The sequence below is a fragment of the Aromatoleum buckelii genome (genome assembly GCF_012910785.2).
GTDB classification, from domain to species: domain Bacteria; phylum Pseudomonadota; class Gammaproteobacteria; order Burkholderiales; family Rhodocyclaceae; genus Aromatoleum; species Aromatoleum buckelii.
The window spans coordinates 714,688-729,432 of the sequence record NZ_WTVH02000008.1 but is presented as its reverse complement, the minus strand read 5'-3'; the positions used below and the strand labels follow the sequence as shown (position 1 = coordinate 729,432).

General features: G+C 62.4%; 18 protein-coding genes. All 18 read right to left on the bottom strand.

Annotation, left to right across the window (positions count from 1 at the left end; translation table 11 throughout):
• Nucleotides 1–9: 9 nt before the first annotated feature.
• The gene (gene rplX / locus GO608_RS05315) at nucleotides 10–327 is read right to left on the bottom strand and encodes a 50S ribosomal protein L24 (RefSeq protein WP_169197164.1); all 318 of its coding nucleotides are present in this window, start codon (nucleotides 325–327) and stop codon (nucleotides 10–12) included.
• A 12-nt stretch (nucleotides 328–339) separates the two neighbouring features.
• Nucleotides 340–708, bottom strand: coding sequence for a 50S ribosomal protein L14 (gene rplN, locus GO608_RS05310; RefSeq protein ID WP_053420937.1), 369 nt, complete (start codon nucleotides 706–708; stop codon nucleotides 340–342).
• A gap of 142 nt (nucleotides 709–850) precedes the next feature.
• Nucleotides 851–1,120 (bottom strand): 30S ribosomal protein S17, encoded by a 270-nt coding sequence (gene rpsQ / locus GO608_RS05305; protein WP_169197165.1) that lies wholly within the window; start codon nucleotides 1,118–1,120, stop codon nucleotides 851–853.
• Nucleotides 1,117–1,311: a 50S ribosomal protein L29 gene (gene rpmC / locus GO608_RS05300; RefSeq protein ID WP_053420935.1), complete on the bottom strand. Its 195-nt coding sequence runs from the start codon at nucleotides 1,309–1,311 to the stop codon at nucleotides 1,117–1,119. The genes rpsQ and rpmC overlap by 4 nt, the downstream gene beginning before the upstream one ends.
• Before the next feature lie 2 nt (nucleotides 1,312–1,313).
• Nucleotides 1,314–1,727, bottom strand: a complete 414-nt coding sequence (rplP, locus tag GO608_RS05295) for a 50S ribosomal protein L16 (protein WP_053420934.1) — start codon at nucleotides 1,725–1,727, stop codon at nucleotides 1,314–1,316.
• Nucleotides 1,696–2,532, bottom strand: a complete 837-nt coding sequence (gene rpsC / locus GO608_RS05290) for a 30S ribosomal protein S3 (RefSeq protein WP_169197166.1) — start codon at nucleotides 2,530–2,532, stop codon at nucleotides 1,696–1,698. Before rpsC ends, rplP begins: the two co-directional genes overlap by 32 nt.
• Before the next feature lie 9 nt (nucleotides 2,533–2,541).
• Complete coding sequence (gene rplV / locus GO608_RS05285) at nucleotides 2,542–2,871, bottom strand: 50S ribosomal protein L22 (RefSeq protein WP_169197167.1); 330 nt, start codon at nucleotides 2,869–2,871, stop codon at nucleotides 2,542–2,544.
• 9 nt (nucleotides 2,872–2,880) lie between these two features.
• Entirely contained in the window at nucleotides 2,881–3,156 is a 276-nt protein-coding gene (gene rpsS, locus GO608_RS05280) for a 30S ribosomal protein S19 (protein WP_053420931.1), read from the bottom strand.
• A 10-nt stretch (nucleotides 3,157–3,166) separates the two neighbouring features.
• On the bottom strand, nucleotides 3,167–3,994 hold the full coding sequence (gene rplB / locus GO608_RS05275) for a 50S ribosomal protein L2 (RefSeq protein ID WP_053420930.1): 828 nt from the start codon (nucleotides 3,992–3,994) through the stop codon (nucleotides 3,167–3,169).
• 6 nt (nucleotides 3,995–4,000) lie between these two features.
• Entirely contained in the window at nucleotides 4,001–4,306 is a 306-nt protein-coding gene (gene rplW, locus GO608_RS05270; protein ID WP_011237974.1) for a 50S ribosomal protein L23, read from the bottom strand.
• Complete coding sequence (rplD, locus tag GO608_RS05265) at nucleotides 4,303–4,923, bottom strand: 50S ribosomal protein L4 (RefSeq protein WP_169197168.1); 621 nt, start codon at nucleotides 4,921–4,923, stop codon at nucleotides 4,303–4,305. The genes rplW and rplD overlap by 4 nt, the downstream gene beginning before the upstream one ends.
• A gap of 11 nt (nucleotides 4,924–4,934) precedes the next feature.
• Nucleotides 4,935–5,579 carry a 50S ribosomal protein L3 gene (gene rplC / locus GO608_RS05260; RefSeq protein ID WP_169197169.1) on the bottom strand — a complete coding sequence of 215 codons (645 nt, stop codon included), beginning with the start codon at nucleotides 5,577–5,579 and terminating at the stop codon, nucleotides 4,935–4,937.
• Between the two features lie 113 nt (nucleotides 5,580–5,692).
• Nucleotides 5,693–6,004, bottom strand: a complete 312-nt coding sequence (gene rpsJ, locus GO608_RS05255; RefSeq protein ID WP_011237971.1) for a 30S ribosomal protein S10 — start codon at nucleotides 6,002–6,004, stop codon at nucleotides 5,693–5,695.
• Between the two features lie 59 nt (nucleotides 6,005–6,063).
• Complete coding sequence (gene tuf / locus GO608_RS05250) at nucleotides 6,064–7,254, bottom strand: elongation factor Tu (RefSeq protein ID WP_169197170.1); 1,191 nt, start codon at nucleotides 7,252–7,254, stop codon at nucleotides 6,064–6,066.
• Nucleotides 7,255–7,282: 28 nt separating this feature from the next.
• Nucleotides 7,283–9,379, bottom strand: a complete 2,097-nt coding sequence (gene fusA, locus GO608_RS05245; protein WP_169197171.1) for an elongation factor G — start codon at nucleotides 9,377–9,379, stop codon at nucleotides 7,283–7,285.
• Between the two features lie 106 nt (nucleotides 9,380–9,485).
• Nucleotides 9,486–9,956, bottom strand: coding sequence for a 30S ribosomal protein S7 (gene rpsG, locus GO608_RS05240; protein ID WP_011237969.1), 471 nt, complete (start codon nucleotides 9,954–9,956; stop codon nucleotides 9,486–9,488).
• A 32-nt stretch (nucleotides 9,957–9,988) separates the two neighbouring features.
• Nucleotides 9,989–10,366 (bottom strand): 30S ribosomal protein S12, encoded by a 378-nt coding sequence (gene rpsL / locus GO608_RS05235; protein WP_169197318.1) that lies wholly within the window; start codon nucleotides 10,364–10,366, stop codon nucleotides 9,989–9,991.
• Between the two features lie 130 nt (nucleotides 10,367–10,496).
• A complete protein-coding gene (gene rpoC, locus GO608_RS05230; RefSeq protein WP_169197172.1) occupies nucleotides 10,497–14,726 on the bottom strand; it encodes a DNA-directed RNA polymerase subunit beta' in 4,230 nt (1,409 codons plus the stop codon).
• Nucleotides 14,727–14,745: the final 19 nt, after the last annotated feature.

The following is a 14,745-nucleotide window of genomic DNA, read 5'->3' as shown; positions in this document are numbered from 1 at the left end:
TGCCACTCCTTACGCGTCCACCAGTTCGCCATTCGACTTGAAGAAGCGCACCTTGCGCCCATCCTCAAGCACCCGGATTCCCACGCGATCGCCCTTTTGGGCCGCAGGATTGAACAATGCGACGTTGGAAACATGCAGAGGCATCTCTTTCTCGACGATGCCGCCCACTTCACCCTTGAGCGGGTTCGGACGCACGTGCTTCTTGACCCGATTCACGCCTTCGACGACCAGCCGCTCGTCATCGACGCGACTCAGCACGACGCCGCGACGACCGCGATCCTTGCCAGCCAGAACCACCACTTCATCACCCTTGCGGATCTTGTTCATCTCACGCCCTCCTTAGAGCACTTCAGGCGCGAGCGAAACAATCTTCATGAACCGCTCGGTGCGCAACTCGCGCGTCACTGGCCCGAAGATGCGCGTGCCGATCGGCTCGAGCTTGTTGTTGAGCAGTACTGCCGCATTGCCATCGAACTTGACGAGCGAACCGTCGGGACGACGCACGCCCTTGGCGGTACGCACGACGACGGCGCTGTAGATATCGCCCTTTTTCACGCGCCCGCGGGGCGCGGCATCCTTGATGGTGACCTTGATGATGTCGCCGATACTCGCGTAGCGGCGCTTCGAACCACCAAGGACCTTGATGCACATCACTGAACGCGCGCCGGTATTGTCGGCAACGTCCAGCCTGGACTGCATTTGAATCATGAATTTATCTCCAACTTGCCCCGCTACAGCGGTCAGTCTTGGAACCCGTACGGGTAGAAAGCCCCGAAGAGCGAAAAGCAAAGATAAAAACTATAACAGCTTGGCGTGGTATTGCCAAGCTGTCCGAAGACCTACCTTACAGTCAGATGATCCGAGCCTTCTCGAGCACCTTGGCCACACGCCACGATTTGGTTTTTGAAATCGGACGGCATTCCTCGATTTCCACCAGATCGCCCGCCGCAGCGCCGCCATCTTCGACATGCGCGTGATATTTCGCGGACCGCGTGATCACCTTGCCGTAGAGCTCGTGCTTCACACGGCGCTCGACGAGAACGGTCACGGTGTTCTGCATCTTGTCGCTGACTACACGTCCGACCAGCGCGCGCCTGACTTTTTCGACTTGCTCGGTCATTTCTGCACCGCCTTTTCCCGCAGGAGAGTACGGACGCGCGCGATGTCGCGGCGCACTTTCCCGAGTTGGCTCGTATTGCCGAGCTGCTGAGTCGCAAGTTGCATGCGCAACGAAAATTGCGCTTTCAGCAGTTCGAGCAATTCTTGATTCAATTCACCGGCGCTTTTCGCGCGGAGTTCACTCGCTTTCATGCTCACCCCATCTGACGATGAACAAAGACCGTCTCGAGCGGAAGCTTCGCAGCGGCAAGCCGGAACGCTTCGCGGGCGAGCGTCTCGTCGACACCGTCCATCTCATACAACACCTTGCCGGGCTGAATCTCGGCGACCCAGTATTCCGGGTTCCCCTTGCCGTTACCCATCCGCACCTCAGCCGGCTTCTTCGAGATCGGCTTGTCCGGGAAAATCCGGATCCAGATGCGCCCACCCCGCTTGATGTGCCGGGTCATTGCCCGCCGTGCGGACTCGATCTGACGGGCGGTCAGACGACCGCGGCCGATCGCCTTGAGCCCGAACTCGCCGAAGCTGACCTTGGCGCCGCGCGTCGCGACCCCGGTGTTCCGGCCCTTCTGCTCCTTACGATACTTCCTTCTCGACGGCTGCAGCATCGTCTACTCCCGCTTTCCTGGTCCGGGTGCCGGCCTTGTCGCCAGCTCCCGTTTGTTCGGCACCGGTGCGACGTGCGGGGCGCTTGGCGCCGCGGTTGTCACCGGCATCATTGCGAGGCGCGCGGCGACCGCGACGAGCCTCGTTCTCGTTCTCGACGACCGCAGGCCGCTCGTTGCGCCCGAGCATCTCACCCTTGTACACCCACACCTTGATACCGATGATGCCGTACGTGGTCTTCGCTTCGGACACGCCATAGTCGATATCGGCACGCAGCGTATGCAGCGGAACGCGGCCTTCGCGGTACCACTCGGTACGCGCAATTTCCGCACCGTTCAGGCGACCGGCGCTCATGATCTTGATGCCCTGCGCACCGAGCCGCATTGCGTTCTGCATCGCGCGCTTCATCGCGCGACGGAACATGATCCGCTTTTCGAGCTGCTGGGCGATCGAATCGGCGATCAGCTTGGCATCGATTTCCGGCTTGCGCACTTCTTCGATATTGACGTGCACTGGCACACCCATGATCTTCTGAAGCTCGCGCTTCAGGAGCTCGATGTCCTCACCCTTCTTGCCGATGACGACACCGGGACGCGCGCTGAAAAGGGTGATGCGTGCGTTCTTCGCCGGGCGCTCGATGACGATGCGCCCCACCGAGGCGTGAGCAAGACGCTTCTTGAGAAAATCGCGGACCTTCAGGTCCTCGTGCAACATTCTCGAGTAATCGCCGCTCGAGGCGAACCAACGGGAACTCCAGTCGCGAGTGACCGCAAGGCGGAACCCGGTCGGATGAATTTTCTGACCCATATGTACCCCTTATTCCCCGACGGTCACGTAGATGTGGCAGGTCGGCTTGAGAATGCGGGCCCCGCGTCCTTTTGCCCGCGCCGCGAAGCGCTTCAGCGACATGCCTTCCTCGACGTAGATCGTCTTGACCTTGAGGGTGTCGATATCTGCGCCATCGTTGTGTTCTGCGTTGGCGATCGCCGACTCCACCACTTTGCGGATGATCTGCGCGCCCTTTTTCGGCGAGAAGGCGAGGATGTTGAGTGCCTGATCAACCGGCCTGCCCCGCACCTGGTCCGCCACCAGCCGCCCCTTCTGGGCAGACAGGCGAACGCCGCGGAGAATTGCTCTGGTTTCCATGATGACTCCTTACCTCTTCGCCTTCTTGCTCGCCGCGTGACCCTTGAAGGTACGGGTCAGGGCAAACTCGCCGAGCTTGTGGCCGACCATGTTTTCCGACACGAAGACCGGAACATGCTGGCGACCGTTATGGACCGCAATCGTCAGGCCGACGAAGTCCGGCAACACCGTCGAGCGACGGGACCAGGTCTTGATCGGACGCTTGTCGTTGCTCGCCCGCACGGCGTCGACCTTCTTGAGCAGGTGCGCGTCGACAAACGGGCCTTTTTTAATAGAACGTGCCATTTGTTACCCCTTAACGCTTGTGACGACGCTGCACGATCATCGTGTCGGTGCGCTTGTTGCTGCGCGTGCGGTAGCCCTTGGCAGGCTGTCCCCACGGACTGCGCGGCACACCACCTTCGCCGGTGCGGCCTTCACCGCCGCCGTGCGGGTGATCGACCGGGTTCATCGCCACGCCGCGCACGGTCGGACGAATACCGCGCCAGCGGTTCGCACCCGCCTTGCCGATCTTGCGCAGGCCGTGCTCTTCGTTTCCAACCACGCCGATGGCGGCACGGCACTCGACGTGCACGCGACGAACTTCGCCAGAGCGCAGCCGGAGCTGGGCATACGCGCCTTCGCGAGCGAGCAGCTGCACCGACGTACCGGCGGCACGCGCGATCTGCGCCCCCTTGCCCGGCATCAGCTCGACGCAGTGGATCGTCGAACCGACTGGAATATTCCGGATCGGCAGCACGTTGCCTGCCTTGATCGGCGCTTCCGGCCCGCTAAGGACCGTCTGTCCCACTTCGAGCCCCTTCGGCGCGATGATGTAGGCGCGTTCGCCGTCGGCGTAGCAGATCAGCGCAATGTTCGCGGAACGGTTCGGGTCGTACTCGACGCGTTCGACGCGTGCGGCGATGCCGTCTTTGTTGCGACGAAAATCCACCAGACGGTAATGCTGCTTGTGCCCGCCGCCCTGATGGCGGACGGTGATGCGGCCGCTGTTGTTGCGGCCGGCGTTCTTCGACTGCTTCTCGACCAGCGCGGCATGCGGACGTCCCTTGTAGAGATCCGCATTGACGACCTTGACCATCGCGCGACGGCCGGCAGACGTAGGCTTAAGTTTTACCAGTGCCATGATTCCTCACTCCCCGGCCGCGAAGTTGATTTCCTGGCCCGGCTTGAGGCAAACGAACGCCTTCTTCCAGTCCTTGCGGCGGCCGGTCATCTTGCCGAAACGCTTGACCTTGCCTTTCACGTTCGCAATCTGCACCGACTTCACTTCAACCTTGAAGAGCAATTCGACAGCCGCCTTGACTTCGGGCTTGGTCGCGGTCGACGCAACCTTGAACACAACCTGCTCGTTCTTGTCGGCGACATACGTCGCCTTTTCGGAGATCTGGGGCGCGAGCAGCACCTGCATCAGACGCTCTTGGCTAAATCCGCTCATTGCCAGGCCTCCTCCATCTTGGCCAGCGCACCCTTGGTCACGATGACCCGGTCGTAGTGCACAAGCGACACCGGATCCGTCTCGCTGACCTCGAGAACCAGCACCTTGTGCAGGTTCCGTGACGACAGGAACAGGTTTTCATCGAACTCATCGGTAATGACCAGCACCGAATCGAGCCCCATGCCTTTGAGCTTCTGTGACAGCAGGCGCGTCTTCGGCGCCTCGACGCTGAAGTTCTCGACGACTGCCAGGCGGCCTTCACGCGCGAGCTGCGAAAGAATCGACGCGACACCGGCGCGGTACATCTTGCGGTTCAGCTTCTGCGAAAAGTTGTCTTCAGGCGAATTCGGGAAAATCCGGCCGCCTCCGCGCCACAGCGGGCTCGACGCCATACCGGCACGAGCGCGGCCGGTGCCTTTCTGGCGCCACGGCTTGCGCGTCGACTTGGAAACTTCCGCACGACCTTTCTGCGCGCGGTTGCCCGAGCGGGCATTGGCCATGTACGCCACGACGACCTGATGGATCAGGGCTTCGTTGTAATCGCGCCCGAACAGCGCATCAGAGGCCTGCAGCGTTGCCGCCTGCCCGCCCTGATCATTCAATAATTTAAGTTCCATTACGCCCTCGCTCAGCCACGGGCCTTGACCGCCGGACGGACGATCACGTCGCCGCCCTTCGAGCCGGGTACCGCCCCCTTTACCAGGAGCAACTGACGCTCGACATCGACACGGACCACTTCGAGACTCTGAGTGGTGCACGTGGTGTTGCCGTACTGTCCGGCCATCCGCTTGCCGGGAAAGACCCGACCCGGATCCTGAGCCATGCCGATCGAGCCCGGCGCGTTATGCGACACGGAGTTGCCGTGCGACGCGCGGTTCGACGAGAAGTTGTGCCGCTTGATCACCCCGGAAAAACCCTTGCCGATCGACGTGCCGGTGACATCCACCTTCTGCCCGACCGCAAAGAGGTCGACACCGACGACATCCCCGGCCTTGAAGCCAGCAACCTGCTCGGTTTCGACACGGAATTCCTTGAGCATGTGACCGGCTTCGACGCCGGCCTTGGCAAGGTGCCCGGCAAGGGGCTTTCCAACCCGACTTGCGCGGCGTTTGCCGAAAGTCACCTGCACGGCGGCATAACCGTCGTTTTCAGGCGTCTTGATTTGGGTCACACGATTGTTGGACACGTCAAGCACCGTCACCGGGACACTCCTGCCGTCCTCGGCGAAGATGCGAGTCATGCCAACCTTGCGTCCCACAAGGCCTAGACTCATCTTCTTCTCCTGTCCCCGGTTACGATTGACCGGGCCCTATCACGTAAATTGCGCCCAAAGGCGCAAAGGCCGGATTATACCGGCCTTTCGCAAAGCTCCGCAACTAGAGCGGCTTACTGCAACTTGATCTCGACATCAACCCCGGCGGGGAGATCCAGCTTCATCAGCGCATCGACCGTCTTGTCGGTCGGATCGATGATGTCCATCAGGCGCTGGTGGGTGCGGATCTCGAACTGGTCCCGCGACGCTTTGTTGACGTGCGGCGAACGCAGCAGGTCGAAACGCTCGATACGGGTCGGCAACGGCACGGGGCCGCGGACCACCGCACCCGTGCGCTTGGCGGTATCGACGATCTCGAGGGCGGACTGATCGATCAGCCGGTAGTCGAACGCCTTCAAACGGATGCGAATCTTCTGGTTTTGCATGGATGAAATCCTGAAAGAGCGAAAACCCGGGGCAATGAGCCCCAGGCGGAGACGAGCAATTACTCGATGATCTTGGCGACGACGCCGGCGCCGACGGTACGGCCGCCTTCGCGGATCGCGAACCGCAGGCCTTCTTCCATCGCGATCGGCGCCATTAGCTTGACGGTGATCGACACGTTGTCGCCCGGCATCACCATCTCGGTGCCTTCGGGCAGCTCGATCGAACCGGTCACGTCGGTGGTGCGGAAGTAGAACTGCGGCCGATAGTTGTTGAAGAACGGCGTGTGGCGCCCGCCCTCTTCCTTCGACAGCACGTACACTTCGCCGGTGAAGTGGGTGTGCGGCTTGATCGAACCGGGCTTGCACAGCACCTGGCCGCGCTCGACGTCCTCGCGCTTGGTGCCACGCAGCAGCACGCCGACGTTGTCGCCCGCCTGGCCCTGATCGAGCAGCTTGCGGAACATCTCGACGCCGGTGCAGGTGGTCTTGACGGTCGCCTTGATGCCGACGATCTCGACTTCCTCGCCGACTTTGACGATGCCGCGCTCGACGCGGCCGGTCACGACGGTGCCGCGACCCGAGATCGAGAACACGTCTTCGATCGGCAGCAGGAACGGGCGGTCGATCGCGCGCTCCGGGGTCGGGATGTAGCTGTCGAGCGCTTCGGCCAGGCGGAAGATCGCCGGCTCGCCGATGTCGCTCTGGTCGCCTTCGAGCGCCTTGAGCGCGCTGCCCTTGACGATCGGCACATCGTCGCCCGGGAAGTCGTACTTCGACAGCAGCTCGCGCACTTCCATCTCGACGAGCTCGAGCAGCTCTTCGTCGTCGACCATGTCGCACTTGTTGAGGAACACGATGATGTACGGCACGCCGACCTGGCGCGCGAGCAGGATGTGCTCGCGCGTCTGCGGCATCGGGCCGTCCGCGGCCGAGCACACCAGGATCGCGCCGTCCATCTGCGCCGCACCGGTGATCATGTTCTTCACGTAGTCGGCGTGACCCGGGCAGTCGACGTGCGCGTAGTGACGGTTGGCCGTCTCGTACTCGACGTGAGCGGTGTTGATCGTGATGCCGCGCGCCTTCTCTTCGGGCGCCGCGTCGATCTGGTCGTAGGCTTTCGCCTCGCCGCCGAACTTCTTCGACAGGATCGTCGTGATCGCCGCCGTCAGGGTGGTCTTGCCGTGGTCGACGTGACCGATCGTCCCGACGTTTACGTGCGGTTTCGTCCGCTCAAACTTGCCTTTCGCCATTGCTCAATTCCTCGCTTCGGTTCGTTGATTACTTGCGATTGTTGATCACCGCTTCCGCCACGCTCTTCGGCGCCTCGGAATAGTGCTTGAATTCCATCGAGTACGTCGCGCGACCCTGCGTCAACGACCGCAGCTGCGTCGCGTAGCCGAACATCTCGGCGAGCGGCACTTCGGCCTTGACTTCTTTCATGCCCCCGGGCAGATCGTCCATGCCCTGCACGATGCCGCGACGACCGGAGAGGTCGCCCATGACGTTGCCCATGTAGTCCTCGGGAGTTTCGACGACCACTGCCATCATCGGCTCGAGCAGCACCGGGCTCGCCTTGCGCATCGCGTCCTTGAACGCCATCGAAGCGGCCATCTTGAACGCGTTTTCGTTCGAATCCACGTCGTGATACGAACCGTCGAACAGCGTGACCTTGACGTCGACGACCGGGAAGCCGGCCAGCACGCCGTTCGGCAGCGTTTCCTGGAGGCCCTTGTCGACCGCCGGAATGTACTCGCGCGGGACGACACCGCCCTTGATCGCGTCGATGAACTCGTAGCCCTTGCCGGTTTCGTTCGGCTCGAGCTTGATCCACACGTGACCGAACTGGCCGCGACCACCGGACTGCTTGACGAACTTGCCTTCCTGCTCGACCGGCTTGCGGATCGCTTCACGGTACGCCACCTGCGGTGCGCCGACCGTCGCCTCGACGTTGAATTCGCGCTTCATACGGTCAACGAGAATTTCGAGGTGCAGTTCCCCCATGCCGGAGATGATCGTCTGACCGGATTCCTCGTCGGTGCGGACACGGAACGACGGATCTTCCGCGGCCAGCCGACCGAGCGCGATACCCATTTTTTCCTGGTCCGCCTTGGTCTTCGGTTCGACGGCGACGTGAATCACCGGCTCCGGGAAGATCATGCGTTCGAGGATGATCGGCGCCGACGGGTCGCACAGCGTCTCGCCCGTGGTCACCTCCTTCAGGCCGACACACGCCGCAATGTCGCCGGCCAGCACTTCCTTGATTTCCTGCCGCTCGTTTGCGTGCATCTGCAGGATCCGGCCGATGCGCTCCTTCTTGCCCTTGACCGAGTTCAGCACCGTCTCGCCGGATTTCAACACGCCGGAATACACACGCACGAACGTCAACTGGCCGACGAACGGGTCGGTCATCAGCTTGAACGCGAGCGCAGCGAACTTCTCGGAATCGTCCGCACGCCGCTCGACGTGCTTTTCGTAGTCATCGACGCCGGAAACCGGGGGGATATCGACCGGCGACGGAAGCAGTTCGATGACGGCGTCGAGCATCCGCTGAACGCCCTTGTTCTTGAACGCCGTACCGCACAACATCGGCTGGATTTCGCAGGCGATCGTGCGCTGACGCAGGCCGGCAACGATCTTCTCGTGCGGCAGATCGCCATTCTCGAGATATTCGTTCATCAGCTCTTCGCTGGCTTCGGCAGCGGCCTCGAGCATCTTCTCCCGCCACTCTTCGGCCGACGCCTGAAGCTCGGCTGGAATCTCGCGGTAGTCGAACTTCATGCCCTGGGAAGCCTCGTCCCAGTAGATGGCTTTCATGCGGACCAGATCGATGACGCCGACGAAGTTCTCTTCCGCGCCGATCGGGATCACGATCGGCACCGGGTTCGCCTTGAGACGCAGCTTCATCTGCTCGACGACCTTGAAGAAGTTTGCCCCCTGGCGGTCCATCTTGTTGACGAACGCGAGACGCGGCACCTTGTACTTCGTCGCCTGACGCCACACGGTTTCGGACTGCGGCTGGACACCGCCGACGGCGCAATACACCATGCATGCGCCATCGAGGACACGCATCGAACGTTCGACTTCGATCGTGAAATCGACGTGCCCCGGCGTATCGATGATGTTGAATCGATGCTCCGGATAAGACAATTCCATGCCTTTCCAGAAGCAGGTCGTCGCGGCCGAGGTGATCGTGATCCCCCGCTCCTGCTCCTGCTCCATCCAGTCCATCGTCGCCGCGCCGTCGTGAACTTCACCAATCTTGTGGTTCACGCCGGTATAAAAAAGGATGCGCTCGGTCGTCGTTGTCTTGCCGGCGTCAATGTGAGCCGAAATACCGATGTTGCGGTAACGCTCAATGGGAGTCTTGCGAGCCACGGTCTACCCTGCCTTCGAGAATTCGCGCGCTGCGCGAAAATCCAATTGTGTTGTCACAAAACAATCGAGCCCTTGCCAGGGCCCGATTAACCACCGTTCCGGAATCTCAGAAACGGTAGTGAGAGAATGCCTTGTTCGCTTCGGCCATGCGGTGCACTTCTTCGCGCTTCTTCATCGCCGAACCGCGCCCTTCCGCGGCCTCGAGCAGCTCGCCGGCGAGGCGCTGGGCCATCGACTTCTCGGCGCGCTTGCGGGCAGCTTCGCGCAGCCAGCGCATCGACAGCGCCATGCGGCGCGACGGACGCACTTCGACCGGAACCTGATAGTTCGCACCGCCGACGCGGCGACTCTTGACTTCGACAACAGGCTTGACATTGGCAACAGCCGACGAGAACACCTCGAGCGGATCCTTGCCGGCCTTGCCGGAAATCTGCGCAAACGCGCCATAGACGATACGCTCGGCAACGGACTTCTTGCCGGCCTGCATGATCACGTTGATGAACTTGGATACGTCCTGCGAGCCGAATTTCGGATCGGGCAGGATTTCACGCTTCGGTACTTCGCGACGACGGGGCATGACAACCTCTAGCTATTTCTGAATGCCGACAATTAGGCTTTCTTCGGGCGCTTCGCGCCGTACTTGGAGCGGGACTGCTTACGATCCTTGACGCCCTGCAGGTCAAGCGAACCGCGCACGATGTGGTAACGCACACCCGGCAAGTCCTTGACCCGGCCACCACGAATCAGGACCACGGAGTGCTCCTGCAGGTTGTGACCTTCACCGCCGATATAGGAGATGACCTCGAAACCGTTGGTCAGGCGCACCTTGGCGACTTTCCGCAGCGCGGAGTTCGGCTTTTTCGGCGTGGTCGTATAGACCCGCGTGCATACGCCGCGTTTTTGCGGGCACGCATCGAGTGCCGGCACCTTGCTTTTGACGACGGCCAGTTGCCGCGGCTTGCGGACGAGCTGATTAATTGTTGGCATAGCTTGAGAATTTTCCATTATACCGAGGCGCCCCACGGGCCGCCTCGGGCGGTTGATTCCGGCTGTGACTGACTACGATTGGTCAGCCCACAAAAAGAGGCCGGATGTTATCCTGAAATAGGGTTCTGCGTCAACCGGCCTGCACGTCCTGCGAGACGTCGGCTGGCACCTCCGGCGGCACTTCCTGCATTTCCGCCCATGCATGTTCGGGGCCCAGATCCTCCCCTGCGTTCTGCGCCTTGCGGTTGCGGTGATAGGCCATGCCGGTACCTGCAGGAATCAGGCGGCCGACGATGACGTTTTCCTTCAACCCGCGCAGGTCGTCGCGTTTGCCCATGATTGCCGCTTCGGTCAGAACACGCGTCGTTTCCTGGAAGGATGCCGCCGAGATGAACGAATCGGTGGACAGCGACGCCTTCGTGATACCCAGCAGCACGTTCTGGTACTGCGCCGGCAGCTGGCCTTCGGCCTCGATGCGGTCGTTCTCGTCGAGCACTTCCGAACGCTCGACCTGCTCCTCACGGATGAAGCGCGAGTTGCCCGCGTCGTTGATGACCACCCGGCGCAGCATCTGGCGAACGATCACTTCGATGTGCTTGTCGTTGATCTTCACACCCTGCAGGCGATAGACGTCCTGCACTTCGTCGATGATGTAGCGCGCCAGCGCCTCGATGCCCTGCAGGCGCAGGATGTCGTGCGGGTCGGCCGGTCCGTCGACGATCAGTTCGCCCTTGTTGACGACCTGCCCGTCATGGACCATGACGTGCTTGTCCTTCGGGATCAGGAATTCGTGCGCCGTGCCGTCGGCTTCGGTGATCACGAGGCGCTGCTTGCCCTTCGTGTCCTTGCCGAACGACACCGTGCCGGTGTATTCCGCCAGCACGCCGGCGTCCTTCGGCGGACGTGCTTCGAAGAGCTCGGCGACGCGCGGCAGACCGCCGGTGATGTCGCGCGTCTTTGCCGATTCCTGCGGAATCCGCGCGAGGACATCGCCCACGCTGACTTCCTGGCCGTCCTTGACGGTGATCAGCGAACCGACCTGGAAAGTGATCGCCACCGAATGGTCGGTGCCGGCGATCTTGACTTCTTCGCCCCGCTCGTCGAGCAGCTTGACCTGCGGACGCACGCCTTTCGACGACGCGCCGCTCGTGCGCCGCTTGCCGTCGATGACGACCAGCGTCGACAGACCGGTCACTTCGTCGATCTGCTTCGCGACGGTCGCGCCCTCTTCGACGTTCTCGAACTTCACGGTACCGGAATATTCCGTGACGATCGGGCGGGTGTGCGGATCCCACGTCGCCAGCATCACGCCGGCCTTGACCGCTGCGCCGTCATCGACGAGCAGCGTCGCGCCGTACGGCAGCTTGTGGCGCTCGCGCTCGCGACCCATGTCGTCGGCGACGACAATCTCGGCCGAGCGCGCGATGATGACTTTCTCGCCCTTCGCATTCGAAACGTAGCGCATGTTGCCGGCAAAACGCACCGTACCGGCCGACTTCGATTCGACGCCGCTCGCGGCAGCAGCCCGCGATGCCGCGCCACCGACGTGGAACGTCCGCATCGTCAGCTGCGTGCCCGGTTCGCCGATCGACTGGGCGGCGATGACACCCACCGCTTCGCCGACGTTCACCTGCGAGCCGCGGCCGAGGTCGCGACCGTAGCACTTGCCGCACAGGCCGTAGCGCGTTTCGCACGTCAGGGCGGTGCGCACTTTGACCTCGTCGATACCGAGGCTCTCGATCAGGTCGACCGCGTCCTCGCCGAGCAACGACCCGGCTTCGATGACCGTCTCCTGGGACTCCGGATTCACGACGTCCTCGGCGCACACGCGGCCGAGGATGCGGTCGCGCAACGGCTCGATGACTTCACCGCCTTCGATCAGCGCCTTCATCACGAAACCGTCACGTGTGCCGCAGTCGTCCTCGGTGACGACCAAATCCTGCGTCACGTCGACGAGGCGGCGCGTCAGGTAACCCGAGTTCGCGGTCTTCAGCGCAGTGTCGGCCAGGCCTTTACGCGCGCCGTGCGTCGAGATGAAGTACTGCAGGACGTTCAGGCCTTCGCGGAAGTTCGTCGTGATCGGCGTCTCGATGATCGAGCCGTCCGGCTTCGCCATCAGGCCGCGCATACCGGCGAGCTGACGAATCTGCGCGGCCGAACCACGCGCGCCCGAGTCCGCCATCATGTAGATCGAGTTGAAGGATTCCTGCTTCACGGTGTCGCCGTGACGATTGACGACGTCTTCCTGGCCGAGCTGGTCCATCATCGCCTTCGCGACCTGGTCGCCGGCGCGACCCCAGATATCGACGACCTTGTTGTACCGCTCGCCATCGGTCACCAGACCCGACGTGTATTGACGCGCGATTTCCTTCACTTCCTGCTCGGCGGCATGAATCAGCACGTCCTTCTGCCGCGGCACGAGCATGTCCTTCACTGCGATCGAGATGCCGGCACGCGTCGCCAGGCGGAAGCCGAACTGCATCAGCTTGTCGGCGAACACGACCGTTTCCTTCAGCCCGCAGCGGCGGAAGGAGGCGTTGATCAGCTTCGAGATCTCCTTCTTCTTCATCGGCTTGTCGAGCACGCTGAACGGCAGTCCCGGCGGCAGGATTTCCGACAGCATCGCGCGGCCGGCGGTCGTGTTGTAGCGGGTGATCTTCTCGCGCCGCTCGCCGTCGGCCGACACCTCGACTTCCTTCAGCCGCACCGACACGCGCGCGTGCAGCGACAGCTGCTTCGATTCATACGCGCGCTTGAGCTCGCCGACGTCCGAGAACGCCATGCCTTCACCCGCGACGTTCACGCCTTCGCGGGTCGCGTAGTACAGACCGAGCACGATGTCCTGCGACGGCACGATGATCGGCTCGCCGTTCGCCGGCGACAGCACGTTGTTCGACGCCAGCATCAGCGTGCGCGCTTCCATCTGCGCTTCGAGCGACAGCGGCACGTGGACGGCCATCTGGTCGCCGTCGAAGTCGGCGTTGAACGCGACGCAGACGAGCGGGTGGAGCTGGATCGCCTTGCCTTCGATCAGCACCGGCTCGAACGCCTGGATGCCGAGGCGGTGCAGCGTCGGCGCGCGGTTCAGCATCACCGGATGTTCGCGGATGACTTCTTCGAGGATGTCCCAGACGACCGGCTCCTGGCTCTCGACCATCTTCTTCGCCTGCTTGATCGTCGTCGCCAAGCCCATCAGTTCGAGCTTGTTGAAGATGAACGGCTTGAAGAGCTCGAGCGCCATCAGCTTCGGCAGGCCGCACTGGTGCAGCTTCAGCTGCGGGCCGACGACGATGACCGAACGGCCCGAGTAGTCGACGCGCTTGCCGAGCAGGTTCTGGCGGAAGCGGCCGCCCTTGCCCTTGATCATGTCGGCGAGCGACTTCAGCGGCCGCTTGTTCGCGCCGGTCATCGCCTTGCCGCGGCGGCCGTTGTCGAGCAGCGAATCGACCGACTCCTGCAGCATGCGCTTTTCGTTGCGCACGATGATCTCCGGCGCCTTGAGCTCCAGGAGGCGCTTCAGCCGGTTGTTGCGGTTGATGACGCGGCGATAGAGGTCGTTGAGGTCCGAGGTCGCGAAGCGGCCCCCGTCGAGCGGCACCAGCGGACGCAGGTCCGGCGGCAGCACCGGCAGCACTTCGAGGATCATCCACTCGGGCTTGATGCCCGACTGCATGAACGCCTCGAGCACTTTCAGGCGCTTCGAGAACTTCTTGATCTTCGCTTCGGAGCCGGTCGTCTCGAGGTCGCCGCGCAGCTTCTCGATCTCGAGCTTGACGTCGAGCGTGCGCAGCAGGCCGCGGATGCCTTCGGCACCCATCAGCGCGTCGAAGTCGTCACCGTACTCCTCGACTTTCGCGAGATAGTCGTCCTCGGTCAGCAGCTGGCCGCGATTCAGCGGCGTCATGCCCGGCTCGACGACGACGAAGGCTTCGAAGTACAGCACGCGCTCGATGTCGCGCAGCGTCATGTCGAGCACCATGCCGAGACGGCTCGGTAGGCTCTTCAGGAACCAGATGTGCGCGGTCGGGCTCGCGAGCTCGATGTGCGCCATGCGCTCGCGGCGCACTTTCGACAGCGTCACTTCGACGCCGCATTTCTCGCAGATCACGCCACGGTGCTTCAGGCGCTTGTACTTGCCGCACAGGCACTCGTAGTCCTTGACCGGCCCGAAGATCTTCGCGCAGAAGAGGCCGTCGCGTTCGGGCTTGAACGTGCGGTAGTTGATCGTCTCGGGTTTCTTGACTTCACCGTACGACCACGAGCGGATCTTGTCCGGCGACGCGAGGCCGATCGTGATCGCGTCGAACTGGTCTTCGTTCGGCAGGGTTTGCTTGAACAGGTCAGCGAGCAGGCTTTTCATATATCACTCCGTCCGGGGC